24 protein-coding genes are annotated in these 25,469 nt (G+C 70.6%); 17 read left to right on the forward strand and 7 right to left on the reverse strand.

Going from position 1 to position 25,469, the window contains the following annotated elements:
- Positions 1-204, reverse strand: a 204-nt coding sequence (locus tag ITP53_RS37605) for a hypothetical protein (RefSeq protein ID WP_195900231.1), incomplete at its 3' end; no start/stop codon positions are given.
- A gap of 45 nt (positions 205-249) precedes the next feature.
- On the opposite strand from ITP53_RS37605, the gene ITP53_RS37610 reads away from it, so the two are divergent.
- Complete coding sequence (locus ITP53_RS37610) at positions 250-1,119, forward strand: hypothetical protein (protein WP_195900232.1); 870 nt, start codon at positions 250-252, stop codon at positions 1,117-1,119.
- Here the strand turns inward: ITP53_RS37610 and ITP53_RS37615 are convergent.
- A complete protein-coding gene (locus tag ITP53_RS37615) occupies positions 1,112-1,729 on the reverse strand; it encodes a TetR/AcrR family transcriptional regulator (RefSeq protein WP_195900233.1) in 618 nt (205 codons plus the stop codon). The genes ITP53_RS37610 and ITP53_RS37615 overlap by 8 nt on opposite strands.
- A 294-nt stretch (positions 1,730-2,023) precedes the next feature.
- Between ITP53_RS37615 and ITP53_RS37620 the strand changes: the two genes are divergently transcribed.
- Complete coding sequence (locus ITP53_RS37620; RefSeq protein WP_328817047.1) at positions 2,024-2,644, forward strand: HAD family hydrolase; 621 nt, start codon at positions 2,024-2,026, stop codon at positions 2,642-2,644.
- Positions 2,645-2,734: 90 nt separating this feature from the next.
- Positions 2,735-3,130, forward strand: coding sequence for a cold-shock protein (locus ITP53_RS37625; protein ID WP_195900234.1), 396 nt, complete (start codon positions 2,735-2,737; stop codon positions 3,128-3,130).
- A gap of 63 nt (positions 3,131-3,193) precedes the next feature.
- Here ITP53_RS37625 and ITP53_RS37630 read toward each other — a convergent pair whose 3' ends face one another.
- On the reverse strand, positions 3,194-4,720 hold the full coding sequence (locus ITP53_RS37630; protein WP_195900235.1) for an MFS transporter: 1,527 nt from the start codon (positions 4,718-4,720) through the stop codon (positions 3,194-3,196).
- A 126-nt stretch (positions 4,721-4,846) separates the two neighbouring features.
- Here ITP53_RS37630 and ITP53_RS37635 point away from each other — a divergent pair, with 126 nt between their 5' ends.
- Both ITP53_RS37635 and ITP53_RS37640 read left to right on the forward strand, forming a co-directional pair.
- Positions 4,847-5,647, forward strand: coding sequence for a DUF3027 domain-containing protein (locus ITP53_RS37635; RefSeq protein WP_195900236.1), 801 nt, complete (start codon positions 4,847-4,849; stop codon positions 5,645-5,647).
- Positions 5,648-5,803: 156 nt separating this feature from the next.
- Positions 5,804-8,833 carry a sacsin N-terminal ATP-binding-like domain-containing protein gene (locus tag ITP53_RS37640; RefSeq protein ID WP_195900237.1) on the forward strand — a complete coding sequence of 1,010 codons (3,030 nt, stop codon included), beginning with the start codon at positions 5,804-5,806 and terminating at the stop codon, positions 8,831-8,833.
- Between the two features lie 45 nt (positions 8,834-8,878).
- Here the strand turns inward: ITP53_RS37640 and ITP53_RS37645 are convergent, their stop codons facing one another.
- On the reverse strand, positions 8,879-10,348 hold the full coding sequence (locus ITP53_RS37645; protein WP_195900238.1) for an alpha/beta hydrolase: 1,470 nt from the start codon (positions 10,346-10,348) through the stop codon (positions 8,879-8,881).
- A gap of 116 nt (positions 10,349-10,464) precedes the next feature.
- Positions 10,465-10,677 (reverse strand): DUF2530 domain-containing protein, encoded by a 213-nt coding sequence (locus tag ITP53_RS58280; protein WP_195900239.1) that lies wholly within the window; start codon positions 10,675-10,677, stop codon positions 10,465-10,467.
- 82 nt (positions 10,678-10,759) lie between these two features.
- On the opposite strand from ITP53_RS58280, the gene ITP53_RS37655 reads away from it, so the two are divergent.
- The 4 genes from ITP53_RS37655 (at position 10,760) to thpR (ending at position 14,825) form a co-directional block, all read left to right on the forward strand.
- On the forward strand, positions 10,760-12,202 hold the full coding sequence (locus ITP53_RS37655) for an NCS2 family permease (protein WP_195900240.1): 1,443 nt from the start codon (positions 10,760-10,762) through the stop codon (positions 12,200-12,202).
- A gap of 273 nt (positions 12,203-12,475) precedes the next feature.
- Positions 12,476-12,928, forward strand: coding sequence for a MarR family winged helix-turn-helix transcriptional regulator (locus tag ITP53_RS37660; protein ID WP_195900241.1), 453 nt, complete (start codon positions 12,476-12,478; stop codon positions 12,926-12,928).
- Positions 12,929-12,951: 23 nt separating this feature from the next.
- Positions 12,952-14,190: an MFS transporter gene (locus ITP53_RS37665; protein ID WP_195900242.1), complete on the forward strand. Its 1,239-nt coding sequence runs from the start codon at positions 12,952-12,954 to the stop codon at positions 14,188-14,190.
- Between the two features lie 77 nt (positions 14,191-14,267).
- Positions 14,268-14,825, forward strand: a complete 558-nt coding sequence (gene thpR, locus ITP53_RS37670; protein WP_195900243.1) for an RNA 2',3'-cyclic phosphodiesterase — start codon at positions 14,268-14,270, stop codon at positions 14,823-14,825.
- A 103-nt stretch (positions 14,826-14,928) separates the two neighbouring features.
- Here the strand turns inward: thpR and ITP53_RS37675 are convergent, their stop codons facing one another.
- Positions 14,929-15,897: an aldo/keto reductase gene (locus ITP53_RS37675; RefSeq protein ID WP_195900244.1), complete on the reverse strand. Its 969-nt coding sequence runs from the start codon at positions 15,895-15,897 to the stop codon at positions 14,929-14,931.
- Between the two features lie 82 nt (positions 15,898-15,979).
- Between ITP53_RS37675 and ITP53_RS37680 the strand changes: the two genes are divergently transcribed.
- Both ITP53_RS37680 and ITP53_RS37685 read left to right on the forward strand, forming a co-directional pair.
- Positions 15,980-17,242 carry an MATE family efflux transporter gene (locus ITP53_RS37680; protein ID WP_195900245.1) on the forward strand — a complete coding sequence of 421 codons (1,263 nt, stop codon included), beginning with the start codon at positions 15,980-15,982 and terminating at the stop codon, positions 17,240-17,242.
- 35 nt (positions 17,243-17,277) lie between these two features.
- On the forward strand, positions 17,278-18,369 hold the full coding sequence (locus ITP53_RS37685; RefSeq protein WP_328817052.1) for a hypothetical protein: 1,092 nt from the start codon (positions 17,278-17,280) through the stop codon (positions 18,367-18,369).
- A gap of 174 nt (positions 18,370-18,543) precedes the next feature.
- Here ITP53_RS37685 and ITP53_RS37690 read toward each other — a convergent pair whose 3' ends face one another.
- The gene (locus ITP53_RS37690; protein ID WP_195900246.1) at positions 18,544-18,903 is read right to left on the reverse strand and encodes a hypothetical protein; all 360 of its coding nucleotides are present in this window, start codon (positions 18,901-18,903) and stop codon (positions 18,544-18,546) included.
- A gap of 48 nt (positions 18,904-18,951) precedes the next feature.
- On the opposite strand from ITP53_RS37690, the gene ITP53_RS37695 reads away from it, so the two are divergent.
- From ITP53_RS37695 to ITP53_RS37720, 6 genes are all read left to right on the forward strand, one after another.
- Entirely contained in the window at positions 18,952-19,599 is a 648-nt protein-coding gene (locus ITP53_RS37695; RefSeq protein WP_195900247.1) for an HAD family hydrolase, read from the forward strand.
- 27 nt (positions 19,600-19,626) lie between these two features.
- Positions 19,627-20,853: an L-2-hydroxyglutarate oxidase gene (lhgO, locus tag ITP53_RS37700; RefSeq protein ID WP_195900248.1), complete on the forward strand. Its 1,227-nt coding sequence runs from the start codon at positions 19,627-19,629 to the stop codon at positions 20,851-20,853.
- Positions 20,854-20,870: 17 nt separating this feature from the next.
- The gene (locus ITP53_RS37705) at positions 20,871-21,563 is read left to right on the forward strand and encodes a response regulator transcription factor (protein ID WP_236051581.1); all 693 of its coding nucleotides are present in this window, start codon (positions 20,871-20,873) and stop codon (positions 21,561-21,563) included.
- Positions 21,564-21,592: 29 nt separating this feature from the next.
- Complete coding sequence (locus tag ITP53_RS37710) at positions 21,593-22,975, forward strand: sensor histidine kinase (protein ID WP_236051582.1); 1,383 nt, start codon at positions 21,593-21,595, stop codon at positions 22,973-22,975.
- A gap of 65 nt (positions 22,976-23,040) precedes the next feature.
- Positions 23,041-23,697 carry a response regulator transcription factor gene (locus tag ITP53_RS37715; RefSeq protein ID WP_195900253.1) on the forward strand — a complete coding sequence of 219 codons (657 nt, stop codon included), beginning with the start codon at positions 23,041-23,043 and terminating at the stop codon, positions 23,695-23,697.
- 42 nt (positions 23,698-23,739) lie between these two features.
- The coding region (locus tag ITP53_RS37720) for a GTPase family protein (RefSeq protein WP_236051583.1) at positions 23,740-25,469 on the forward strand (1,730 nt) is incomplete at its 3' end.

Below are 25,469 nucleotides of genomic sequence, written 5' to 3' on the forward strand. Positions count from 1 at the left end.
GCCCTGTACGGCCAGCGTCTCGACGACGGCGAGCGTGACCCGGTCGAGCCGGTCGAGCACCCTGCCGATCGCCGAAGGGCTGCCGGCTCGCGACGCCAGGCCCTCCAGATGCGCGGGCACCGGAGTGATCAACTCGGGACGCGCGGAGACGAGCGCCCGCAGCTGTTCGTCGGTGCGCCCCCTGATCCACTCCGTGAACTCCATCGTTGCCATGGTATGTCCACCCTGATTGAGGCAGCATTGCTAGACGTGATCGAGCGCGCGGACCAACTGGTGCTGAACTACGTCTCCAGGGCGGCGGACGCGGCCCACGGCGTGCTCAAGCCCGACCAGCGGCTCGACTTCGCCAGGCGGCTGCGGGCCAGGATCGAGGTCGAGCGGCGCGGCAGCCAGAACGCCCGTGACGTGGCGAAGGTGCTGGCCAGGTTCGGGGATCCGGTGGCGCTGGTCGAGCGCGAGGCCCGCAGGCTGGCCGAGGCCGCAGCGGCGGCGAAGGACGAGCAGGCCGCGTCCCCGGGAACATCGAAGGATGAGCGGGCCGCATCCCCCAGGACGGCGGCATCCCAGGGCTCGACGCTGCGCTTCCCCGCGATCACGGACGACGGCGCGGCGCCGCCGGGCGTACGCGCGTACCGCAGGATCGCTCAGGAGCGGCTCAGCGGGTCGCAGGGGCTGAGCATGCCGTTCGCGGGGCTGCGCAGGGCGGCCATGTCCAGCGCGAACCCGATGGCCACCGGCGGCAGGGACGCCAGGACCATCGTCAAGGAGCATCCGCGCGACGTCGCCGCGATCGTGATCCTGGTGATGGCGGCACTGCTGGTGCCGTTCGAGCTGCCGCCGCTGGCGATCTTCCCGATCCCGCTGGCGGTGTGGGCGGTGGGCACCGCGATCGTGATGTTCGGCGAGAGCTGGGAACTGCGCGACAAGCTGATCGGGGTCGGCGCGCCGCTGCTCGGCTATTCGCTGGGCGGCGCGCTCATCGGCGGCCTGCGCGTGGAGGGCGGGGCGGGGCTGCAGGCGTTCGTCACGCAGTTCTTCGACGTCAGCGGCACGATGTTCATGATCGGTACGGGCGTGGGCGTGGTCTGGCTGTCCTACCGCCTGCTCGACGTCAACTGACGGGCGCGGGGCTGGGCAGGAGGCCGACCGCCAGGCGTACCCAGGCGGCGACGAACTGGTCCTTCTCCGCGTGGCCCGGTGACTCGCCCACCGTCTCCTGGAACAGCCGGTAGTGCACGACGGAGCCGCCGAGCACCGCCGAGATGCCGTTCCAGTCGATCTCGGCGTCGCGGTATTCGGGCTGCGCGCGGAACCAGGTGACGATGGCGTCGAACATGGGCTGCAGCAGCCCTTCGCGCACCACGGTGATCAGCTCGGGGAACTGGCTCAGGTCGCGGAAGAAGACCCGGGTCAGCTCCGATTCCTCGCGTACCTTGGCCAGCCCGGCGCGGCACAGGTGGGACAGGCGCTCCTCCAGGTCCACGGAGGCTTCCATGCCGTTCAGTTCGGCGAGGCTCCCGGCCACCTGGCTCCTGGTACGTGCGGCGTGCTCGTTGATCGCCGCCGCGAGCACCTCGTACTTGGACTTGAAGTGCCTGTAGAGCCCTCCGGCGCCGGGAGAGAGCCCTGAGGCGGCCTCGATCTCGGCCACGGAAGTGGCGGAGTAACCCCGCTCGGCGAACAGCCGCAGGGCCTCATCGACGATCCGCTCACGGGTCGATCTGGTCATATCTATCCTGATACCTCCGTAAGGAGAGTAGTCGGCGGAGGCCCCTTTACGTAGCGGAGCGGGCCGCCGGATCAGGCCCGCCGGGGTGGAGCGGCCCGGCGCGGTCCCTTGGAGACGACCTTCGGCAGGCCGGGACGGCGGCCTCGCCTGGAGCGAGGCGGCGAACCGGACTCCGGCTGGGACGGTTCGGGCACGGCGCCTCCTCTCCGATAAGTAATTCCTTTCTTCCCATTCCCGCCGTCTCCCAACAAGGGGCGTTACGCGGGGTAGGGCAATGTTTGGCATCCTGCATACGTGACGACTTCGGTGGGATTCGACCTTGACATGACATTGGCGGACACGCGGGCGGGCATCGCCGCCGTTTACGACGAGCTGTCCGTACGTTTGGGCGTGGCCTTCGACAGCGCGGCCATCGTCGAGAGGCTGGGGCCGCCGTTGGAGACCGAGCTGGCCAACTGGCTGACCCCCGGGGAGGTGCCCGCCGCAGCCGACCTATATCGGGAGATATATCCGGAAATAGGGGTTCCGGTGCACACCACCATGGCCGGGGCGCACGAGGCGATCGAGGCCGTCCGCGAGGCCGGCGGCCGGGTGATCGTGGTGACGGGCAAGAACGTACGCGACGCCCGCGGCACCGTCGAGGCGCTGGGACTGGCCGTCGACGAAGTCGTCGGCTCGGTGTTCGGATCCGCCAAGGGAACGGCACTCGCGCGCTTCGGCGCGGCGGCTTATGTTGGTGACCATGTCGCGGACATCGAGGCGGCGCGCGCGGGCGGCGCCGTGAGCGTGACGGTCGCGACGGGCCCCTACACGGTGGGAGAGCTGCGTGAGCACGGAGCGGACGTGGCGTTGAGCGACCTGACCGAATTCACCACGTGGTACGCCGGTTGGCGCAAGCATGATGAACTCCGGTAATTCCCCGGCAATTACCCGGTCGCCTTGGCGCTCTGCGGGGCATAACCTACATCCATTCATCCTTTTCGACTGTTTGAACGAGGTCCTCCTGTGCCGAGTGGCAAGGTCAAGTGGTACGACGCCGACAAGGGTTTCGGCTTCCTCACCCGCGACGACGGCGGTGAGGTCTTCGTGCATTCCTCCGCGCTGCCCACCGGCGCAGGCCCGCTCAAGCCCGGCCAGAAGGTGGAGTTCGGGGTGGCCGAGGGACGCCGGGGCCAGCAGGCGCTGTCTGTCAGGATCCTGGAGCAGCCGCCGACCCTGGCCAAGACCAAGCCCAAGGGCAAGCGCAAGAAGCCGGACGAGATGGTGGTCATCGTCGAGGACCTGATCAAGCTGCTCGACGGCGTGTCGACCTCCTACCAGCGGGGCAAGCACCCGGACCCGGTGCACGCCAAGAAGATCGCACAGGTGCTCAGGGCCGTCGCCGACGACCTCGACGCCTGACCCCGCGGCCCGGGCGCCAGGCGTTCGAGCCCCCGGCGTCCGCGCCCGCCGCTGCCGGGGGCGTCAGGCGTTGGGGTTGGTCAGTGGCTTGGTCTGGTCGAGCGGGTCCGTCCGCTGTTGTTGCTGGTCATGCTCGCCCGCCTCGGCCCGCTGCCTGGCCAGTTCGGCGTTCGCCGCGCGTACGCGCTTCCGCCTGGTGACGAGCAGCCAGCCGAGCGCGGCGGTCAGCGCGACCGCCAGCGTGACCAGCCCGGCCGTGCTGCTCTGGGACAGCGACAGCACCAGCCCCACCAGGCCGCCGGACACCCAGGCGAGCTGGAGCACCGCCTCGACCACGCCGAACGTGGACGAGCGCACCTCCTCGCCGATCTCCCGCTGCACGATCGCGTCGAGGGCGAGCTTGCCCAGCTCCTGCGCGAACGCCGCCACCAGCGAGATCGCCAGCGCGGTCCACACGTTGAAGAAGATCGCGGCCAGCACGGTGGTCGTGCTCGTCACGGCCAGCGTGACCAGCACGATCAGCTGCGGCGCGTGGTTGCGCGTCCAGTTGGCCACCGCGGCGCCGACCAGGCCGCCCAGCCCGGCCGCGCCCGCGAGCAGCGCGATCGTCTTGGGGATGTCGAAGAACGGGTCCTGCGCCCAGGCCTGCCTGACCTCCAGCCACGGCACCGCCTTGTCCTGGACCAGGAACAGCAGGAAGAACAGCAGGAACCCGGAGAAGACCCGGATGGCCACGTTGGCCCAGACGGCCTCGGCGACCGCGGGGCCCACCTTGAGCAGCGTGCGCCCGCGCGGCGGGGCGCCCTCCTCCTCCAGGTCGGGGGAGTCGACGTGCCGCGGCAGGCGTACGGCGGCGACGCCGAGCAGCAGGAAGGCCACCATCGCGATGCGCAGCGCCGCCGCGCTGCCCAGCCACGCCGTCAGGCCGGCGCCGACGGGCACCGCCACCCCGGCGGAGACCAGCGTGAACAGCGCCACCCGAGCGTTCGCGGACACCAGGGTGATGTCCGCGGGCAGCACGCTAGGCATGATCGCCGCCCGCGACACGTTGTACGCCTTCGACAACACCAGCACGCCCAGCGCCCCGATGAACAACGTCGGCAGGTCACCTGGCCCCACGGCGGCGGCCATCGCGAAGCACAGCAGCCCCCGCCCGAACAGCGTCCCCGCCATCACGTAGCGGCGTCCCGACCTGAACCTGTCGAGTATCGGCCCCACGAACGGCGCCAGCAGCGCGAACGGCAACATCGTGATGACCAGATAGAGGGCGACGGAACCGCGCGCCTCGCCGACCGGCACACCGAAGAACACGGTGCTCGCCAGCGCCACCGTGACCATCGCGTCACTGGCGCTGTTGCCGGCGGACAGCTCGATCAGCCGGCCGAGCCCGGTGCGGTCCGCGCCGTTGGCGTACGTGAGCCTGCGGGTGGCCCTGCCGACTTTTTGCGCACCTTTGGCCGTGGCCTTGCTCGCCCGCACGGTGCCGCCGGCGGTGGCCCTGCTCGCGCGCACACTGGCCCGCCCCGCGTCGGCGACCCCGCGCCCTACGCGGCGAGAGAACTCGCGTGCCCGCTCCCAGCCGCCCTCCACGCCTACCAGTCTTACCCGATTCGGGTGCCATCTCAGTCACGGATCGTCGGTTGTGGGTCTCCGCAGGTCTGCTGATGGGTGAGAATGAAGTGTGAGCGAACAGCACCTTTCGGCGGAGGCGGTCCGATGAGCCGCACCAGGACCCGCGTCTCCGCTCCCGATCAGGCCTGTGTCGCCGCGGTCGATCTGGCGCGCGGGGCGGCCGAGGAGCTGGCGCGGCCGGGCAGGCCCGGCGAGCACCTCGGCTACGAGAGCGAGGGCGACCGGATAGTCACCCACTACTTCGCCTGTCTCGATCGGGCCTACCGCGGCTGGCGCTGGGCCGTCACGGTCACGCGCGCCTCGCGCGCGAAGAAGGTCACAGTCAGCGAGGCCGTCCTGCTCCCGGGCTCCGGCGCGCTGCTGGCGCCCGAGTGGCTGCCGTGGAGCGAGCGGCTGCGGCCGGGCGACCTGGGCGTCGGCGACCTGCTGCCCACCCCGGAAGACGACGACAGGCTCGTCCCCGGCTTCGCGGAAACCGACGACGAGGCCGAGCACCAGGCGGTTTTCGAGTACGGCCTGGGCCGAGCCCGTGTGCTCTCGGCCATCGGCAAGGATCGGGCTGCCAGACGCTGGCACTCGGGCGAGCACGGGCCGCACACGCCGATCGCACACGCCGCTCCCGCGCAGTGCTCCACCTGCGGCTTCTACTGGCTGCTCGCGGGGGGATTGCGGCAGATGTTCGGGGTCTGCACTAACGAATACGCTCCCGACGATGGCAAGGTCGTCGCCGCCGACCATGGCTGCGGCGCCCATTCCGAGGCCGCGGTGCTGCCGCCGCCCGTGGAGCAGGCCATCCCGATCCTCGACGACCTGGGCTACGACCTGATGGAGGAGGAAGCGGGATCGGTCGACGAATCCGCCTCCGAAGAGCTGGGCCATTCCTGACCAGGAGTGTCGCCGGTGGGGCTGTTAATGGGAAACCTGCTCGAAGGGCCTGCCGCCCTGAGGACCTGACGCGGCTGATGCCGTAGCGGCAGTCCCTCGGCGGATTTCCCATTACTCTACGGTGGCCCCCCGTACTCTCAGGCAGGATCGTGATCGATGAGCGACATCTACGGCACCGACCGGATGCGAGCGGCCGTGCTGTCCGCGTGGACGGCCTCGCCCGCCCGGTTCCGCGAGGACGCCAACGCGGAGGAGGACTTCGCGCTCGGCGGCTACCGCGACCGGCTTATCGTCGAGCTCGCCCAGAACGCCGCCGACGCGGCGCTGCGCGCGGGCGTGCCGGGGGTGCTGCGGCTCACGCTCGACGGCGACGTGCTGACGGCCGCCAACACCGGCGCCCCGCTCGACGCCACGGGTGTGGAGGGGCTGTCGACGCTGCGGGTGTCCGGCAAGCGTGACGAGTTCGGCGCGGCCGGCCGGTTCGGCGTCGGGTTCGCGGCGGTCGTCTCCGTCTGCGACGAGCCCTCCATCGGCTCGCGTGGGGCCGGCGCCGTGGGCTGGTCGCGCTCGGCCACCACCGCGGCCGTCGCGGAGATCCCGGAGCTCGCGGGCGAGCTGGCCGGCCGCTCGGGGCACGTGCCGCTGCTGAGGTTGCCGTTCGAGGCGCCGCCGCTCGACGTCCCCGAAGGTTTCGACACACTCGTACGCCTCCCGCTACGCGACAGCTCCGCCCTCGGCGCGGTCCGCCGCATGCTGGCGGAGACCAGCCCTGCGCTGCTGCTCGGCATGCCCGCGCTGGAGGTCATCGAGATCGAGCTCGACGGCTCCGTCCGCCGCGTGGCCGCCGAGGGGTGGCACGTGGTGTCCGACTCCGGCGAGTTCACGGCCGAGGAGGTGGGCCTGCTCTTCGCCGACCGGCCCACCGAGGAGCGGGCCCGCCCCTACTGGTCGCTGCGCTGGGCCGTGCCGGTCACGGGCACCGGGGAGCCGGGGCCGCCGCCGGCCGCCGTGCCGTCCGTGGTGCACGCGCCGACGCCCAGCGACGAGCCGCTCGACCTGCCCGCGCTGCTGATCGCGTCGTTCCCGATGGCCACCGACCGGCGTCACGTCGCCAAGGGGCCGCTCACCGACTTCCTGGTCGGGCGGGTCGCCGACGCCTACGTACGCCTCCTTCAAGAGCTGCCCCGCACGCCCAAGCTGCTCGACCTGGTGCCCTCCCTCATGGGCAAGGGCGAGCTGGACGCCAGGATCCGGCGGGCCGTGCTCGACCGGCTGCCCGGCATGCCGCTGCTGCCCGCGCTGTCGGCGCCGGCGCCGGCCGTGCGGACGCCGTCGTTCGCCGACGCGGAGGTCTACGAGCCGGACGCGGAGTGGCGGGTCGAGCACCCGGCGCGGGAGCCCGAGGGCGACGTGTGGCTGGTCGCGGGCCGGGAGGCGGCCGTGGTGCCGGGCTCGGGTGAGCTGCTCGTGAAGATCGCGGACTTCGTTCCCGGGTTGCTGCCCGCCGGCTGGCCCGCGCGGCATCCCGCCATGACCGCTCTGGGCGTGCGCAGGGTGGAGCTGTCCGACGTGGTCGACCTGCTGTCCGGCGAGGCCGTGGAGGCGCGCGAGTCGTCGTGGTGGCGCTCGCTCTACGACGTGCTGCCCGTCGACGACCCCGAGTCGCTGGCCGCCCTGCCCGTGCCGCTGACCGACGGCCGTCTCGTACGCGGCCCGCGCGGCACGCTGATCCTCACCGACGGCGGGGGCGAGCTCGACCTGTCGCCGCTCGGGCTGCGCATCGTGCACCCGGACGCGGCCCACCCGACGCTGCTCAGGCTGGGCGGCGCCGAGGCCACGCCCCGGACGATCCTCGACGACCCGCTGACCAAGGCCGCCGTCTCCCAGTCGTTCGACAACCCGGATCCCGAGCCGGTGGCGCGGGCCGTGCTGTCCCTGGTGGAGGCGTCGGGGCTGGTGCCCGGCGAGGCGCCGTGGCTGGCCGAGCTGGCCCTGCGCGGCACCGACGGCGAGCTCTACCCGGCCGGCGAGCTCATGCTGGCCGACGGGGCCCTCGCGGGCGTGCTGGAGCAGGACACCCACCTCGGGGTGGCCGCGCCCGAGCTGGAGGAGACCTACGGCTCGCGGGTGCTGGCGGCGGCGGGCGTGCTCGACGGGTTCGCTGTGGTGCACGACGCCGACGTGCTGCTCGACCCCGACGACTGCGACCACGACCTCGACGGTGAGGCCGATTGGCTCGACCACGTTCTCGACCTGCTGCCCGAGCTCGACGTGCCGCCCCTGGTGGCCGAGTTCGTGGCGGTGCGCGACCTGGAGCTGGTCGCCGACTGGCGGGCCGCGCTGGCGCTGCTCACCAGGCCGCCGCTGCGGGCCGCTCTGCACCCGTTGCGGGTGGCGGGCGTCGAGGTGCCCTCGTACACGGCGTGGTGGCTGGCCGGCCACCCGGTGCTGGACGGGCGCAGGCCCCCGGAGCTGCGCCTGCCGGGGGCCGACCCCCTCTTGCAGGGCCTCTACTCCGACGCGCCCGCCGGGCTCGACGAGGCGGCGCTGTCGATGCTCGGCGTCCGCACGACGCTCGCGGACCTGCTGGCCTCGCACGGCGGTCCGGAGGAGCTCCTGGACCTGATGGCCGACGACTCGATCGAGGTGGACCGGGCCCAGTTGCGGGCCCTGTGGATCGCGCTGGCCGCCGTCGATCCGTCCCGGGTGGCGCCGCCGCCCCGGGTGCGTGCGGTGCTGGGCGGGTCCATCGTGGTGGCCGCGGCCGACGACGCCGTGGTGGTGGAGGCGCCCGACCTGCTCCAGCTCGTCACGGACCGGCCGCTGGTGCTGGCCCCTTACGACCTGGCGGAGTTGCTGTCCGAGCTGCTCGACCTGCCGCTGGCCGGCGAGCTGACCTCGGGGGAGGTCACGTCGCAGGGGGAGGTGCGTGAGGTGCCCGCCGAGGTGCGCTCCCTGCTGCCGGCCGCGCCGCCGACCTACGTGGAGCACGAGAAGCTGCTCGTCGACGGCATGGAGTGCGCGTGGCGCTTCTTCGAGGGCGCCGTTCACTGCACGGGGGTCGACGGGCTGGCACGCGGCCTGGCCTGGGCGACCGGCCAGTGGAACGACCGCCTGGCTGTGGCCGCCCTGCTGCGGGACCCGGGCGCGGTGCCCCTCCTGCTGGCGGAGGCCGACCTGTCCTGACCCCCGCGCGTCCCGGCCGCGGTGGCGCGGCCGGGAGACGGGGGCTCAGGCCGCGCAACTCGTGTTCTGGGCCGGGACCTTCCCCTCCAGCAGGTACGCGTCCGCCGTCTTCATGACGCAGCCGTTCCCGCTCAGATAGGCGCCGTGGCCCTCGCCCTCGTAGGTGACCAGGACGCCCGTCTTGAGCTGGGCGGTGAGTGCGGTGGCCCACTCGTACGGCGTGGCCGGGTCGCCCTTGCCGCCGATCACCACGATGGGCGCCGAGCCCGTCGCGTCGATGCGCCTGGCCGTGTCGTCCCCACGTACCGGCCAGTGTGCGCAGACGCCGGCCGAGCCCTCGGCCGACAGGATGGGGAAGATCTTCTCCACCTTCTCGTTGATCTCGGCGGCCTGCTCGGCGGTGGGCCGCTCGGCGTAGTCGGCGCAGTTGATGGCCTGCAGGCTCGTCATCGCCGTCGTGTACGTCCCGTCGGGCCTGCGGCCGGTGTAGGCGTCGGCCAGGGCGAGCAGGGCGGTGCCGTTGCCCTTGATCGCGGCGGCGGTCGCCTGTTCGAGCATCGGCCAGGCGGCCTTGGCGTACAGCGGGGTGATGACGGCGAGCTGGGCCAGGCCGAACGTCAGCTCACGGTCCCCCACCGCGATCGGGTCGTCCTTCAGCTTCTCCAGCAGCGACTCGACCGTCTTCTGGACGGCGGCCGGGTCGGCGCCCAGCTCGCAGCTCTGCGCCACGCAGTCCGCGGCGAAGGCGTCGAACGCCCCGTCGAACCCCGTCGCCTGCGTCACCGCGCGCTCCTCCCACGTGACCGTGGGGTCGTAGGCGCCGTCCAGGACGAAGCGGCCGACGTTCTTGGGGAAGTGGGTGGCGTACACGGCGCCGAGGTGGGTGCCGTACGACATGCCGAAGTAGTTGAGGCGCTCGTCCCCGAGCGCGGTCCTGAGCAGGTCGAGGTCCTTGGCCGCGTTCACGGTGCCGACATGCGGCAGGACCTTGCCCGCGTCCTGCTCGCAGGCCTGGGCGAACTCCTCGGCCATCCGGTCGCCGTCGGCATTCGTGTCGGCGGCGAGGAGCTTCTCGACCTGGCCGCCGCACTTGACGCCGGCGCTGCGGTCGACGCCGCGCGGGTCGAAGCTGACCAGGTCGTAGCGGCTGCCCAGGTTGCCGAACGCCGCCGCGGCCGTGCCGAGGGTGTCCACGCCGGACCCGCCGGGGCCGCCGAAGTTGAAGACCAGGGAGCCGAGGCGCTCCCCGGTGGCCTTGACGCGGATCAGCGCGAGGTCGATCTTGTCGCCATCGGGGGCGTCGTAGTCGAGCGGCACCTGGATCTTGCCGCACTCGACGCCGGCGCGGGGGGCGGCGGTCTTGCCGTCCGGGCCGATCAGGTCGGTGCACGGGCTCCAGGCGACCGTTCCCGCGCTCGTCTCGGAGGGTGCGGTGGCCGGCGTGGGGTCGCCGGCCGTGCCGCAGGCGGTGAGGGCCGCCGCGCCCAGGAGGAGTATCACTATGGGCTTTTTCATGCTTATAAGCATGCTTGACCAGGCATATGCCGAAGTAGTGGGTGAAAACACCGCTTCAGGGTGACTTCGGCGACCGGCCGGAGATGATGAATGTCAGCTCGCGGGCAGGACAGGCGTCAGCTGCGCCTGGGCCTGCGGACCAGCCACATGCCGAAGAAGCCGAAGGCGATCCCGGTCACGCAGGTCCAGATCCACCACGTGTTCTCCGGGGCGGGGCGGAAGATCAGCAGAACGACCAGCGCGACGGCCCACACGGCGGTGCCCACGGCGATGGCGGCCGTGTCGTTGGTCTTGATCGGCTCCGGGTCGGGATGCCACTGCTGCTTCACGTGTCCAGCCTAGCTTCCAATCGGGTCTCGATCTCATCACTGACACTTTTCGCAGTTCACCACGACTGTCACTGTTCGCGTCGTGAGCGACACACGTAGCGCAATAGATCGTTTTTTCGCAATTTCCGCACGAGGCTCAACCGTCTCCCGTGAAGTACGGGGCGGGCTGGCCACGTTCTTCACCATGGCCTACATCGTGGTGCTGAACCCCATCATCATCGCCAACGGCAAGGACGTGGACGGGCAGGTGATCGGCGACGGCACGACACCCAACGTGGCGCTCGTCGCGGCCGGGACGGCGCTCGTGGCGGGCGTGCTGACGATCCTCATGGGCGTCGTGGGCAGGGTGCCCTTCGCGATGGCCGCCGGGCTCGGACTGAACGCCTTCGTCACCTTCAACGTGGCCACCCTGATGTCCTGGGAGGAGGCCATGGGCCTGGTCTTCCTCGAAGGCGTCATCATCGCCGTCCTGGTGCTGACCGGGCTGCGTACCGCGGTGTTCCACGCGATCCCGGCCCAGCTCAAGACCGCCATCAGCGTCGGCATCGGCCTGTTCATCGCGCTGATCGGCTTCGTGGACGCGGGCTTCGTCCGCCGCGTCGCCGCCGGGCCGCCGCTGGAGATGGGGATCGGGGGCGCGCTGACCTCGTGGCCGATCCTGGTGTTCGTCGTCGGCCTGCTCGTCACGGCGGCGCTGGTGGCGCGCAAGGTCAAGGGCGCCATCCTGATCGGCATCGTCGGCACGACCGTGCTGGCGATCATCGTCGAGTTGCTCACCCGGTCCGGCGCGTTCACGGCCGACAACCCCGGCGGCTGGCAGCTGAACGTCCCCGCGCTCCCCGACGCGATCCTCGGCTTCAACAACCCGTTCACGCTGTTCACCGAGTTCGACCCTATCGGCGCCTTCAGCCGGGTGTCCGTGCTGCTGGTCGTGCTGCTCGTGTTCACCCTGCTGATCACCGACTTCTTCGACACCATGGGCACCATGGTCGGCGTCGGACGGCAGGCGAACCTGGTCCAGGAGGACGGCACGCTGCCGCGTACCAGGGAGATCCTGCTCGTCGACTCGATCGGCGCGGCGGCGGGCGGCGCCGGCTCGGTCTCCTCCAACACCACCTACATCGAGTCAGCCGCCGGCGTAGGAGAGGGCGCCCGCACCGGCCTCGCCAGCGTGGTAACCGGCATCCTGTTCCTACTGGCGATCTTCCTAGCCCCCCTGGTCACCATCGTCCCCTACGAGGCCGCGGCCCCCGCCCTGGTCATCGTAGGCTTCCTGATGATGACCGCGATCCGCGACATAGACTGGACAGACTACGAACTCGCCATCCCAGCCTTCCTCACGATAGTGGTCATGCCGTTCACGTACTCGATCTCCAACGGCATCGGCGCCGGCTTCATCAGCTACGTACTGATCAAGGCAGTAAGAGGCAAGTCAAGAGAGATCCACCCCTTGTTGTGGGGTGTAGCACTACTCTTCACCCTCTACTTCGCGGTAGGTCCGATCAGGGCCCTTCTGGCCCTCTGATCAACGCGGGGGCACGCCCCCGCGAACCCCCATCAAAGGCGTGGAAGAGGCTTTAGTCTGTGCGGCGAGCAAGCTCGCCGCCCTGTGGTGCGATGAGCAAGCTCATAGCACCACAGGGGATCCCGCTCGCCTCCGCGCCGTAGGTGGGGGCGGCGCCGCCCTCCCCTTGCGGGGAACGGTCACGCAGCTCTCCAGCGGGGGTATCACGTACTGAGATGGTCTTAATTAGGGAAATTTCTTGACATCTACTATAGTTAGCAAAGGTAATGACTCATGCTAACAAAAACCCAGTCCAAGACAGCCCTGCGCAGCGACGCAGGCCTGGCTTCAGCTCTGCGCGTTTCGATGGCAAGGCTGACCAGGCGCCTACGACGACAGGCGGCAGCGCACTCGCTGACTCCCACCCAGTTCGCGACGCTCGCCGCGGTAGAACGACACTCCGGGATAACCCCCGGCGAGTTGGCCGAGCTCGAGAAGGTGCAACCGCCCTCGATGACCCGCGTGATCGCCGCGCTCGAGGAGCGCGGTCTGGTCGCCCGCAACCCGCACCCGACCGACCGACGCCAAGTGACCGTGACCGTGACCGAGGCCGCCGAGAAGCTGCTGAAGGAGGAGCGGCGCCGCAAGGAGGCGTGGCTCACCCAGCGGCTGAAGGAGCTCTCGCCCGAGGAGAGGTCGATCCTCAGACAGGCGGCTCCGATCCTGGAGAAGCTCAGCAGGATATAGAGCCTGAAGAACCCAAGACCGGGATGTTCCGGTCTCTCAAGGTTCGCAACTACCGCATGTTCGCAGCCGGTGGCACCGTCTCCAACGTCGGCACCTGGCTGCAGCGCACCGCCCAGGACTGGCTGGTGCTCGATCTGACCGCCACCGCCGGTGGCCAGGGCAGTGCGAGCGCGCTCGGCACGGCGACGGCCCTGCAGTTCCTGCCGATGCTGTTGTTCGGGATGTTCGGCGGCGTGCTCGCCGACCGCTACCCGAAGCGGCCCATCCTCATCGGCGCCCAGGTGCTCATGGCCTCGCTGGCGCTCACCATAGGCGTGCTGACGATGACGGGCTCCGCCCAGGTGTGGCACGTGTACGTGATGGCGTTCCTGCTCGGCATGATCTCGTGCGTGGAGGTGCCGACGCGGCAGGCGTTCGTGGTCGAGATGGTCGGCCGCCGGGACCTGCCCAACGCGATCGCCCTGAACAGCTCGATCTTCAACCTGGCCCGCGTGGTCGGCCCGGCGCTGGCCGGCATGCTGATCTACGTGCTCGGGAGCACGGGACCGATCTTCCTGATCAACGCGCTCACGTTCGGCGGCGTGATCTCCAGCCTCGTCTTCATGCGGAAGTCGGAGCTCAACCTGGCCGAGCGCGTGCCCAGGGCCAAGGGACAACTGCGCGAGGGGCTCAGGTACGTGCTGCGGCGCGAGGAACTCCTCATGCCGGTGTTGCTGATCGGCTTCATCTCGATGTTCTCGCAGTCGTTCTCGATGTCGATCGCGCTCATGGCACGCGAGGAGTTCCAGGCGGGGGCTTCCTCGTTCGGGCTGGCCTCCAGCATGTTCGCGGTGGGAGCGCTGGGCGGCGCGCTGCTCGCGGCGCGACGGGCGCGGCTGAGCAGGAGGCTGCTGTTCGCGGGAGCGCTCGGCTTCGGGCTGTTCCAGCTCGCCACCGGCGTGGCCCCCTTCTACTCCGCCTACCTGGCGCTGCTGGTCCCGACGGGGATCGCGTTGATCACGATCAACACCGCCGCGAACGCGAGCGTCCAGATCGCGACCTCTCCTGACATGCGGGGGCGTGTCATGGGGATCTACATGCTGGTGTTCACCGGCGGGGCACCCGTCGGCGCGGCGCTGGTCGGGTGGCTGTCCGACCTGGGCGGGCCGCGGATGGGCGTGGTGGTCTCCGGTGCGCTGGTGCTCGTGGGCACCGGTCTCGCGGTGCTGGTGACGCGGCTGATCACCCGGCGGGTCAACAGGCCCGCGATCGCCGTGGCCTGAGCCCCGCTGAGCCCCTGAGTCCTCTGAGCGCGGGCCGGTGCGGAGAGCGACCGGCCCCGGGGGCAGAATCGGTTGGTATGAGGCTCTTCGCGGCCGTGGTGCCGCCCGACGAGGTGCTGGACGAGATCGCCCGCGCGATCGCGCCGCACGTCGGGAAGGTGCCGGGGCTGCGCTGGCCGGACCGGGCCACCTGGCACATCACGCTCGGCTTCTTCGGTGAGGTGCCCGAGGAGGCGCTGCCCGAGCTGGAAGAGCGCCTGGCCCGCGCCGTACGCCGCTACAGCGCGCTCGACCTGGCCTTCGAAGGCTTCGGCGCGTTCTCGTCGGTACGCAGGGCCAGGGTCTTCTGGGTCGGCGTCACCGGCGACTCGATGACCAGGCTGGCCGACTCGGTCAAGGCCGGGGCCCGTCGGGCCGGCGCCGTACAGACCGATGAGAAGCGGTTCCACCCGCATCTCACGTTGGCCCGCGCCAAGGCCGAGACGGACCTCCGCCCGCTGGTCGAGTCGCTGTCCGGATTCAGCGGCTCGCCGTGGCGGGCGGAGCACGTCCGTCTCGTCCGCAGCCACGTGGGACCGCAGGTGAGGTACGAGTCACTCGCCGAATGGGCGCTCGCACCCGCCGGGCACGGCTAGGCTCCAGGTCGTGGATCGTCCTCGCCCCTGGCTGCTGCCCATCGTGCTCGGCCTGCTCCTGCTGATCGTCGTCGTGGGCGCGCTGCTGACCTGAGCAGGTCCGTTACCAGGCGTAGTCCTCCGGCGCGGTGCGGTGACCGGGGAAGATCTCGTCCAGGCGGGCCAGGGTGGCCTCGTCCAGGTCGATCTCCAGGGTGCGCAGGCTGCCGTCGAGCTGCTCCATGGTGCGCGGGCCGATGATCGGCGCGGTGACCGCACGCTGCTTGAGCAGCCAGGCCAGGGCCACGTAGGCCGGGTCCTCGCCGAGCTCGTCGCAGAGCTTCTCGTACCGCTCGATCTTGTCACGATGCTTCTCGAGCTGCTTGACCACGTTGTCGGCGGCCGAGCGGCCCTTGTCGATCTTGCGCAGCACGCCGCCGAGCAGGCCGCCGGCCAGCGGGCTCCACGGGATCACGCCGAGGCCGTAGTCCTCGCACGCGGGCAGCACTTCCAGCTCGACCGTACGGGTGAGCAGGTTGTAGTGGGACTGCTCGCTGACGAGCCCGGTGAAGTTGCGCTTGGCGGCCGTCTCCTGGGCCTTGGCGATGTGCCAGCCGGCGAAGTTGGACGAGCCGACATAGACGATCTTGCCCTGCTGGCGCAGCACCTCCATGGCCTCCCAGAACTCGTCGAACGGGGTGTCCCTGTCGACGTGGTGGGCCTGGTAGATGTCGATGTAGTCGGTCTGCAGCCGCTTCAGCGAGGCGTCGCAGGCCTTGCGGATGTTGAGCGCGGACAGCTTCTTGTCGTTGGGCCAGTCGCTCATCGCGCCGTTGAGCTTGGTCGCGATGACCGTCTTCTCCCGGCGTCCGCCGCCCTGGGCGAACCACCGGCCGACGATCTGCTCCGTGATGCCCTCGCCCAGCTTCCAGCCGTAGACGTTGGCGGTGTCGAAGAAGTTGATCCCCAGCTCATGGGCCCTGTCCATGATCGCGAAGGAGTCTTCCTCCGAGGTCAGCGGGCCGAAGTTCATGGTGCCGAGGCAGAGCGGGCTCACCTGGAGACCGCTGCGTCCGAGATTGACGTAATCCATGACTTAACCCTAAAGACCTGGAGTGGACTCCAGGCCATAGACTGCTGCTCATGATCTTGGGCTCGGCGCACCTCATGTTCTCATGATCGCCCTCCTTCGCGCCGCCGTGCCGCTCTTCTTCGCGATGGTCATGGGCATGATCGGCTCGATGGTGGTCACCTCGGTGCTCGGCCAGCACGACACCGTGACGCTCGCCGCCTTCGCGGTGATGACCGCCGTGCTCAACCCGGCGAGCGCCGCGGTGCAGGGGGCGCTGCGCGGGTTGGGGCCGTTCGTCGCGCCGCATCAGGACGACCCCGCGGCGGCGGTGGCCGTCGTGCGGGACGCGCGCTGGCTCAGCCTCTCCGTCGGCACGATCGGCGCGCTCGCCGTGCTCTGCGTGCCGCTGCTCGCCGTCGTCACCGGCGTGCCCGGCGAGGTGGTGCGCGAGTTGGGCCTGCTGCCGCATCTCCTCGCGGTGTATCTGCTGGTCTTCGCCTCCACCGGCGGCGCGAGCACGATCCTGATCGCGCTCGGGCGCAGCCGCAACGTCTTCTGGCCGACCCTGACCTTCGGTGGGGTGCTGAGCGTGCTGACCATCACGCTGGTTCCCCGGCTCGGGCTGACGGGGGTGGGCCTGGCCTGGGTCGTCGGCGGCGCCGCTGCGGCGGTCGTGGCGAGTCTCAACCTGCGCCGCGCGCTCGGCGGGCCCATCGGGCAGTCCAGGCCCAGGGTCAGGGAGATCCTCAACCTGGCGAAGGTCAGCGTCCCGCTGGCGGGCACCGTGCTGATCAAGTTCGGCGTGCTCGGGGTCGTCACCTTCGCCGCGAGCACCACCAGCATCCGCGACACCGCCGCGCACGCGGTCCTGACCACGCTCACCGGCGTCATGATGATGGCGTCTCTCTCCATCGCCCAGGTCTCGGTGCCCGAGATCGCCCGCGCCCGCGACGTGTCGGGCGCGCGCCGGGCCAACCGGACCGCGGCCCTGCTCGCGGTGATCGCGTCGGCGGTCGCGGCCGGTGTGCTGTTCGTGTTCGGGGAGCAGGTGCTGGCGGTGTTCACCGACGACGCGGCCGTACGCGAGCGCGTGCTCGGGCTGCTGCCCCTGATGATGCTGGCGTCGATGGGCGACGCGGCCCAGGCGGTGCAGGGGACCGGGCTCACCGCGCTCAAGCGCTCCGGGGTCAGCCTGGTCTACTTCGCCATCGCGTACGGGTTGCTGGTCGTGGCCGCTGTGCCCGTGGCCAGGATCTGGGGGCTCACGGGCCTGTGGGCGGCCGTGGCGGCGGCCAACTGGCTGCTGCTGGCGCTCCAGGGCACCGGGTTCCACCGCCACAGCGCCAAGGTCCCGGTCACCGCCTGACGGCGAACGTCCGGCTGGTGGGGCATGATTGCGGCGTGGGGGATGTCGTGATCAGGGTGCTCGCCGTCGTCGTGACGACCTGCTGTCTTTCCATCATGCCGGTCCTCGCGTCGGCCTCCGCGCCGGTGCCCGCGTCCTTCGCGCCGGTGCCCGCGCCGGCCTCTGCGGCGGCCCTCGCGCCGGCCCTCGCGGCGGATGAGGGTATGGAGCGGCTCTTCACGTTCAAGGATCCCGAGATCACGGAGTCCAGCGGGCTGGCGGTGTCGCCGACCCATGACGAGGTCTACTACACGCACAACGACAGCGCGGCCACGCCGACCTTCTACGCCGTCGGCGGGGACGGGCGGACGCTGGCGACGTACCAGGTGCGGGGGGCGCAGGCCCGCGACTGGGAGGCCATGGCGGCGACCAAGGACCCCGCGACGGGGCGAGGGGTGCTCTGGTTCGCCGACATCGGCGACAACCTCGACGGGGCCTGGCCGGACATCTCCGTCTACCGGGTGCTGGAGCCGCGAACACTCGGCGACGCCACCCTCCCCGCGACGCGTTACCGCTTCCGTTACGCGGACGGCGCCCGCAACGCGGAGGGCCTCATGATCAACCCGAGGACGGGCCGCCTCTACGTGGTGTCCAAGGAGTTCGCCGGGAGCGTCTACGCCGCGCCGAAGAAGCTACGCGCGGATCGGACCAACGTCCTGCGCAAGGTGGGCTCCGCCCCCATCATGGCCACCGACGCCGCCTACGCCCCCGACGGCTCGTCCTACGTCATCCGCACCTACTTCTCGGCCACCCTCTACCGCCCCTCGGGCGAATCGATCGCCAAGGTCCCCATGCCGGAGCTCAAACAGGCCGAGTCCATCGCCTACACCCTCGACGGCAAGGCCCTACTCGCCGGCACAGAAGGCCCCAAGAGCCCGGTGTACCGAGTCCCTCTCCCTGACCGCGCCCAGCCCACACCGACCAAACCGGCCCAGGACTCAGAATCACCGGAAATGGACCCATCGTCCCAGTCCGCCACCGCGGCCACCGGCAACGAGGGCCTGACGGCCAAGGACGTCCTCATCTGGCTGGCCGCCGCCGCATGCGCCGTCGGCGTGATCACTTTCCTGGCCCGCCGCACCCGCTGACCAGGGCGGCGTGGGTGCCCGTTCGAGGGAGGCAATGGCCGGCGTGGGCCGTTGCGGCGGGGAAGCGGGGAGGCTGGTGAGCGTCTCCCTGGAGGGCCGGTGACCAAGGACGGCGGGTGGGGGCCGGCCGTGCCGGCCGTAAAAGATGATTGAAGAACGCGCCGTAGAGATGATCTATCGGGTGGTGAAAAGGTCGCCGCGGAGGGCGCGCTCGACCGCGCGGATGGCGTGGGAGAGGCGGACCAAGCGCGGGCCCTCGGCGCGGTAGGTGTCGAGGACGGACTCGATCGCGTGGGGCGGCAGGTGGCCCTTGAGGTCGACGGCGGCCGCCCGGTAGCCCGCGCGGGCGGCCTCGATGGCGGAGCCGACGTGGTGGCGGGCCATGCTGGCCAGGGCCACCGGATGCCGTCTGAGCACCTCGTAGGCCCGGTAGTCCGGCGGCACCGCGTCGAGCAGCCAGGCCACCGCCGAGGTCTCCCAGTCGGGGACGCTGGGCGGGCGGACCTCGGCGGGCCACTCTGGCGGGATATACATGAGTCCATCGTACTCACGTTCGATTCGGGGCCATGAGACCGTTATGGGGTGGTGCCTCAATCGAAGGTGATCGTCTTCGATGCGATGGGTGTCCTGTATCGGTACGGCAACGTCCAAGGTCGCGTCCTGATCCCGTACCTGCGCGCTCATGGATGCGGCCGGACCGAGCGGGAGATCCGTGCCGCCTACCGTTCGGCCACACTCGGAAACATGACGACGGACCGGTTCTGGTCGCTCGCCGGACTGCCCGAGGAAGGCCGTGACGCGGACTACTGCCGACGGCACCAGCTCACCGAAGGCACTCTGGAGGCTCTCGCGGAACTGGCCGGTGATGGCCTGGAACTCGCCTGCCTGAGCAACGACACGGCGGTCTGGTCCGAACTCGTACGCCGGCGTTTCGGCCTGGAGGGCTATGTCCGGCGGTGGTTCATCAGCTCCGATCTGCGCGCCCGCAAACCCGACACCGCCGCCTACACGGTGGCGCTCGGCACGCTGGGCACCTCTCCCGAGGAGGTGGTGTTCGTCGACGACCGCCCGGTCAACCTCGCTCCCGCCCGCTCGCTGGGAATGCGGACGATCCTCTTCCGCAGCGACGACACCGACGCCCACCCCGAACCCTCCGCCGAACCGCGAGACACCGTCAGGACGATGCCGGAACTGGTCACCGCCATCCGAGAGCTTCGCAACGGCATCTGAGCGGACAGGGATCGGCATCGTCTTCATATGGCGGTGAGGGCCGGTAAGTCGGAAAATCGTCATGTGACGGAAAAGATCGGGGTCGTGGGAGCGGGCATCGTCGGGCTGGCGGTGGCGCGGGAGTTGGCGACCGTCAGGGGCGCCGAGGTGACCGTGCTGGAGAAGGAGAGCCGCGTCGGCGCCCACCAGACGAGCCACAACAGCGGCGTCGTCCACGCGGGCATCTACTACCCGCCTGGCTCGCTCAAGGCCAGGCTGTGCCGCGAGGGCGTGGCGCTGCTCAAGGACTACTGCGCGGCGCACGCGCTGCCGTACCGCGAGGTGGGCAAGCTGGTCGTGGCGAGCACCCGTGCCGAGCGGGCGCGGCTGAGCGCGCTGGCCGAGCGGGCCCGCGCCAACGGGGTGCCGGGCATCGCCGAGCTGGACGGGCTCGCGCTGCGCGAGATCGAGCCGCACGCGGTCGGCGTCGGCGCGGTCCACTCGCCGCACACCGCGATCTGCGACTTCCCAGCCGTCGCCGACCGGCTCGCGCTGGACGTGGCGGAGCTCGGCGGGTCGGTACGCCTCTCGCAGCCGGTACGGGCCATCAGGGAGCGCTCAGGAGGCGTGGAGGTGCTGGCAGGCCGGCTGAGGTACGTCTTCGACCGCCTGGTGGTGTGCGGCGGCCTGGGGACCGACGCGGTGGCGAGGATGGCAGGGCAGCCGGGAGACGTGCGGATCGTCCCGTTCAGAGGTGAGTACTTCGCTCTCAAGGGCGCGGCCAGGGACCTGGTACGCGGCCTGATCTACCCGGTGCCGGACCCTCGGTATCCGTTCCTGGGCGTCCATCTGACGCGGCACATCGACGACGAGGTGCTGGTGGGGCCGAACGCGGTGCTCGCGTTGGCCTACGAAGGCTACAAGTGGCGAAATATCGGTAATTTGCCGCAGATCGTGGGATGGCCGGGCACATTGCGCATGGCCAGGACCCACTGGCGTACCGGGATCAAGGAAGTCTACGGATCCCTCGTCAAGAGCGCGTTCCTCAAGGCGGCCCGCCGCTACGTGCCCGAGCTCACCGCCGCCGACCTGGAGAGAACCCACGGCGGCGTACGCGCCCAGGCCGTGGCGAGGGACGGCCGCCTGGTCGACGACTTCGTGGTGGACGTGCACGGCAACGTCGTCCTGGTACGCAACGCCCCCTCGCCGGCGGCCACCTCCAGCCTGGCCATTGCCCGGCACATTGCCGGAATTGTCCCAGCACTCGTTCAATGAGGGCATCCTTGGAGGTGATGGAATCACGCCTGCTGATAGTCGAGGACGATCCCAACATCCTCGAACTCCTCGCCGCGAGCCTGAGATTCGCGGGTTTCGACGTGACCACGGCCAAGAGTGGCCTGGACGCCGTCGCCGCCGTCCAACGGCACCGCCCGGACCTTGTCGTGCTCGACGTTATGCTGCCCGACCTCGACGGATTCGAGCTCGTCAGGCGGCTGCGCGGCGGCGGGGTGCACACGCCCGTGGTCTTCCTGACCGCGCGTGACGACACCGAGGACAAGATCCGCGGGCTCACCATCGGCGGCGACGACTACGTGACCAAGCCGTTCAGCCTGGAGGAGGTCGTCGCCAGGATCCACGCCGTGCTGCGTCGTACGAGCGGCGACTCCCAGGCGCCCCCGCCGCGGCTGACGTTCGCCGACATCGAGCTGGACGAGGAGAGCCACGAGGTGTGGCGCGGCGGCAACGCGGTGGCGCTGTCGCCGACCGAGTTCAAGCTGCTGCGCTACTTCATGACGAACGCGGGCCGGGTGCTGTCCAAGCCGCAGATCCTCGACCACGTCTGGGACTACGACTTCAGGGGCGAGGTGGGCATCGTGGAGTCGTACGTGTCGGTGCTGCGCCGCAAGATCGACAACCGCAGCCCGCGGCTCATCCACACCCTGCGCGGCGTCGGCTACGTGCTGCGATTGCCCCCGAGCCCCTGATGAGCGGCATGCCGCTGAGGATCAAGCTCATGGCGTCGACCCTCGCTCTGCTGGGGTTCGGCCTGACCTTCATCGGCGTGGTGAGCGTCTCGGTGCTGCACGGCTACCTCATCGACCGCGTGGACGGCCAGCTCCAGCTGATCAGCGCCCGCATGCACAAGAAGGTCCAGACGGACTGGAAGAAGGACAGGGAGACCGCCGACAGGCCGATCCTCATCGAGTCGGATGCGATCGTCCTGGTCAAGGAGCCGGGCGGCCCGTTCGAGCCGATGCTGATCGACCGCGACGTCGACATGAAGCCCAAGCCGGTCCTGTCGCCCACGCCAGGCGCCGACCCCTACACCGCGCCCTCGCTCGGCGGCAACGGCGAGTGGCGGGTGCTGGAGCGGGGGGTCCAGCGCAGCACGCTCGTGGTCGCGGTGGACCTGGAGGAGGTCGACGCGATCACCAGGCGGCTCGTGCTCATCGAGCTGCTGGGCGGTGGCGGCACCCTGCTCATCCTGGCGGTCGTGGGCATCACGATCGTGCGCAGGAGCATGCGCCCGCTCGGCCAGATCGAGCGCACGGCCGAGGCCATCGCCGCGGGCGAGCTGGGGCGCCGGGTGCCGGACGCCGACCCGCGTACCGAGGTCGGCCGCCTGGCCAGGTCGCTGAACGGCATGCTGGCCCAGATCGAGAGCGCCTTCAGGGCCAGGTCGGCGTCCGAGGCGGCGGCCCGCCGCTCCGAGGACCGGATGCGCCAGTTCGTCGGCGACGCCTCGCACGAGTTGCGCACCCCGCTCACCTCCATCCTCGGTTTCGCCGAGTACGCCAGGCAGAACACCGGCGCCGACCCCGCCGAGCTGATGCAGCGCGTGGAGAAGGCCGCGGGGCGGATGAGCGTCCTGGTGGACGACCTGCTGCTGCTGGCCAGGGTCGACCAGGAGCGGCCGCTGCGGATGCGCCCTGTGGACATGCTGGCCCTGGCGGCGGACGCCGTACAGGATGCCAGGATCCTCGCGCCCGACCGGCTGATCAAGCTGGACGTGGTCGGCGGCGCGGCCCTGATCGTCTCCGGCGACGAGGTACGCCTGCGCCAGATCATCAGCAACCTCGTCACCAACGCGATCATCCACACCGAGCCTGGTTCGCCGATCATCGTGCGCGCGGGGGCGGATACGGACAACCTCTTCATCGAGGTCGCCGACCAGGGCCCCGGCCTCACCCCTGAGCAGGTCGAGCGGGTCTTCGAGCGCTTCTACCGCGCCGACTCCGCGAGGTCGCGCCGCCGCTCCGGCGAGGGCCGCGGCAGCGGGCTCGGCCTGGCCATCGTCCAGGCCCTGGTACGCGCCCACGGCGGCACGGTCACCGTGACCAGCTCGCCGGAAGCCGGCTCCACGTTCAGGGTGGAACTCCCACTTGCCTTGGAGTGACCGTTCAGCAAAACCTCAGGTGGTTTTGTCACTGTAAGTAGGTGACGAAACCCGAGGCGCTGATCATGGTGGTGGACGACGAACCCAGCATCAGGGATCTGCTGTCCGCCAGCCTGCGCTTCTCCGGGTTCGAGGTGCTGACCGCCGCCGACGGCGAGGAAGCCGTGGAGGTGGCCGAGCGGACCTCGCCCGACCTCGTGGTGCTCGACGTGATGCTGCCCGACCTGGATGGGTTCGAGGTGGCGAAGCGGATCGGCGCGCCCGTGTTGTTCCTGACCGCCCGCGACGCCACCGAGGACAAGATCACCGGTTTGCGGGTGGGCGACGACTACGTGACCAAGCCGTTCAGCCTGGAGGAGGTGCAGGCCAGGATCCGGGCGGTGCTGCGGCGCACCCGGGCGGAGAGCGCGCCCGCCAGCAAGCTCAAGGTGGCCGACCTGGAGCTGGACGAGGACGCCCGCGAGGTGTGGCGGGGCGGGCGGCAGGTACGGTTGTCGCCGACGGAGTTCAAGCTGCTGCACTATTTCATGGTCAACGCCGGGCGCGTGCTGTCGAAGGCGCAGATCCTCGACCACGTGTGGAACTACGACTTCGGCGGTGACGCGGGTGTCGTCGAGTCGTACGTGTCCTACCTCAGGCGCAAGGTCGACGACGTCGAGCCGCGGCTCATCCACACGCTGCGCAGCGTCGGTTACGTGCTGCGGGAGCCGCCCACCGGCTAGGCGTTGTCTGCGTTCGACCGCTGGACACCGTAGCGTGGTCGTATGGACCTGCTCGGGGCGCTGGAGGCGCTGCGCCGGCCGCTCGATCGCGAGCTGTTCCCGCTGGCGATCGGCGAGGCCGCGGCCGACCGGCGCGCGCTGCGGGAGCTGACCGGGCAGCTCGACGACTACCTGCTGCCCAGGCTGCGCGCGCTCGACGCGCCGCTGCTCGCCGTCGTCGGCGGGTCCACGGGGGCGGGCAAGTCCACGCTGGTCAACTCGCTGGTCGGCGCCGACGTGGCCGAGCCGGGCGTGCTGCGGCCCACCACGCTGGTGCCGACGCTCGTGGTCAGCCAGGACGACCGCGGCTGGTTCATGGGACAGAACGTCCTGCCCGGCCTCTCCCGCGCCACCGGCGCCGGTCCAGGCGCGCTGCGCGTGGTGACCTCCGACGCGCTCGGGGCCGGGCTGGCGCTGCTCGACGCGCCCGACATCGACTCGGTGGTGACCGCGAACCGCGAGCTCGCCGCCCAGCTGCTGGCCGCCGCCGACCTGTGGCTGTTCGTCACGACCGCCGCCAGGTACGCCGACGAGGTGCCATGGAGCTTCCTGCGCTCGGCCCGCGAACGCAGCACCGCCCTGGCCGTCGTACTCGATCGGGTGCCGCAGGAGGCCGTCGAGCCGGTCTCACGCGACCTGTCCCGCCTCCTCGTCGAGAACGGCCTCGAAGGCACCCGCCTGTTCACCGTCCCCGAGACCGCGCTCCCCTCCGAGAAGGCCAGGCTGCCGGTGGAGGCGGTCCAGCCCATCGCCTCCTGGCTCGCCGGGCTGGCCGCCGACGCCGCCGAGCGGTCCAGGGTCGTACGCCAGACGCTGTCGGGAGCACTCGACAGCCTGGCCACCCGGGTCCCGTCGCTGGCCACGGCCGTCGAACGCCAGCAGTCCGCCTTCGACGGCCTGCGTTCCATCGTGACGGGCGCGTACGCGGGCGGGATGGCCGACTTCGACGAGGGCATGCGGGACGGGTCGCTGCTGCGGGGCGAGGTGCTGGCGCGCTGGCAGGACTTCATCGGCACCGGTGACCTCATGCGTTCCCTGGAGAGCCGGGTGGGCTGGGTGCGTGACCGGGTGGTCGGCTTCTTCACGGGCCGGGTCCCAGAGACCCGGCTCAAGCAGGCCCTGGAGACCGGTGTCGAGGCCCTGATCAGGGGCGCCGCCGACGGCTCCGCCGAGCGGGCGCTTGACGGCTGGTCGGCCGCGCCCGGCGGGCCCGGGCTGCTCGAACGCCTCGGCGTCGTCGAGTCCGCCCGCCTCGGCCGCGCCTCGTCCGACCTCGGCAAGCGGGCCGAGGTCGCGGTGCGGGGCTGGCAGGAGTACGTCCTGGAGCTCGTACGCCAGGAGGGGGCCGAGAAGCGGACGACCGCCCGCGTGGCGTCGTTCGGGGTGAACGGGGCCGGGCTGCTGCTCATGCTGGCCGTGTTCGCCTCGACGGGTGGGCTGACCGGGATCGAGGTGGGGATCGCGGGCGGGACGAGCGTGTTGTCGCAGAAGCTGCTGGAGGCGGTGTTCGGTGATCAGGTGGTGCGGTCGCTGACGTTGCGGGCGCGGGAGGACCTGCGGGAGCGGGTGCGGGGGCTGCTGGAGGAGGAGGCCGCGCGCTTCACCGCCCAACTCGAGGCCGTCGAACCGCCCCGGGGGACGGCCGACGTCCTACGCGCCGCCGCCCGCACCGTCCGCGACCACCGCACCGAACTCCCGCCCACCGCGACCGCCGAACTCCCAACCCTCCCCAC

The organism is Nonomuraea cypriaca, from assembly GCF_015645445.1.
GTDB lineage: Bacteria > Actinomycetota > Actinomycetes > Streptosporangiales > Streptosporangiaceae > Nonomuraea > Nonomuraea cypriaca.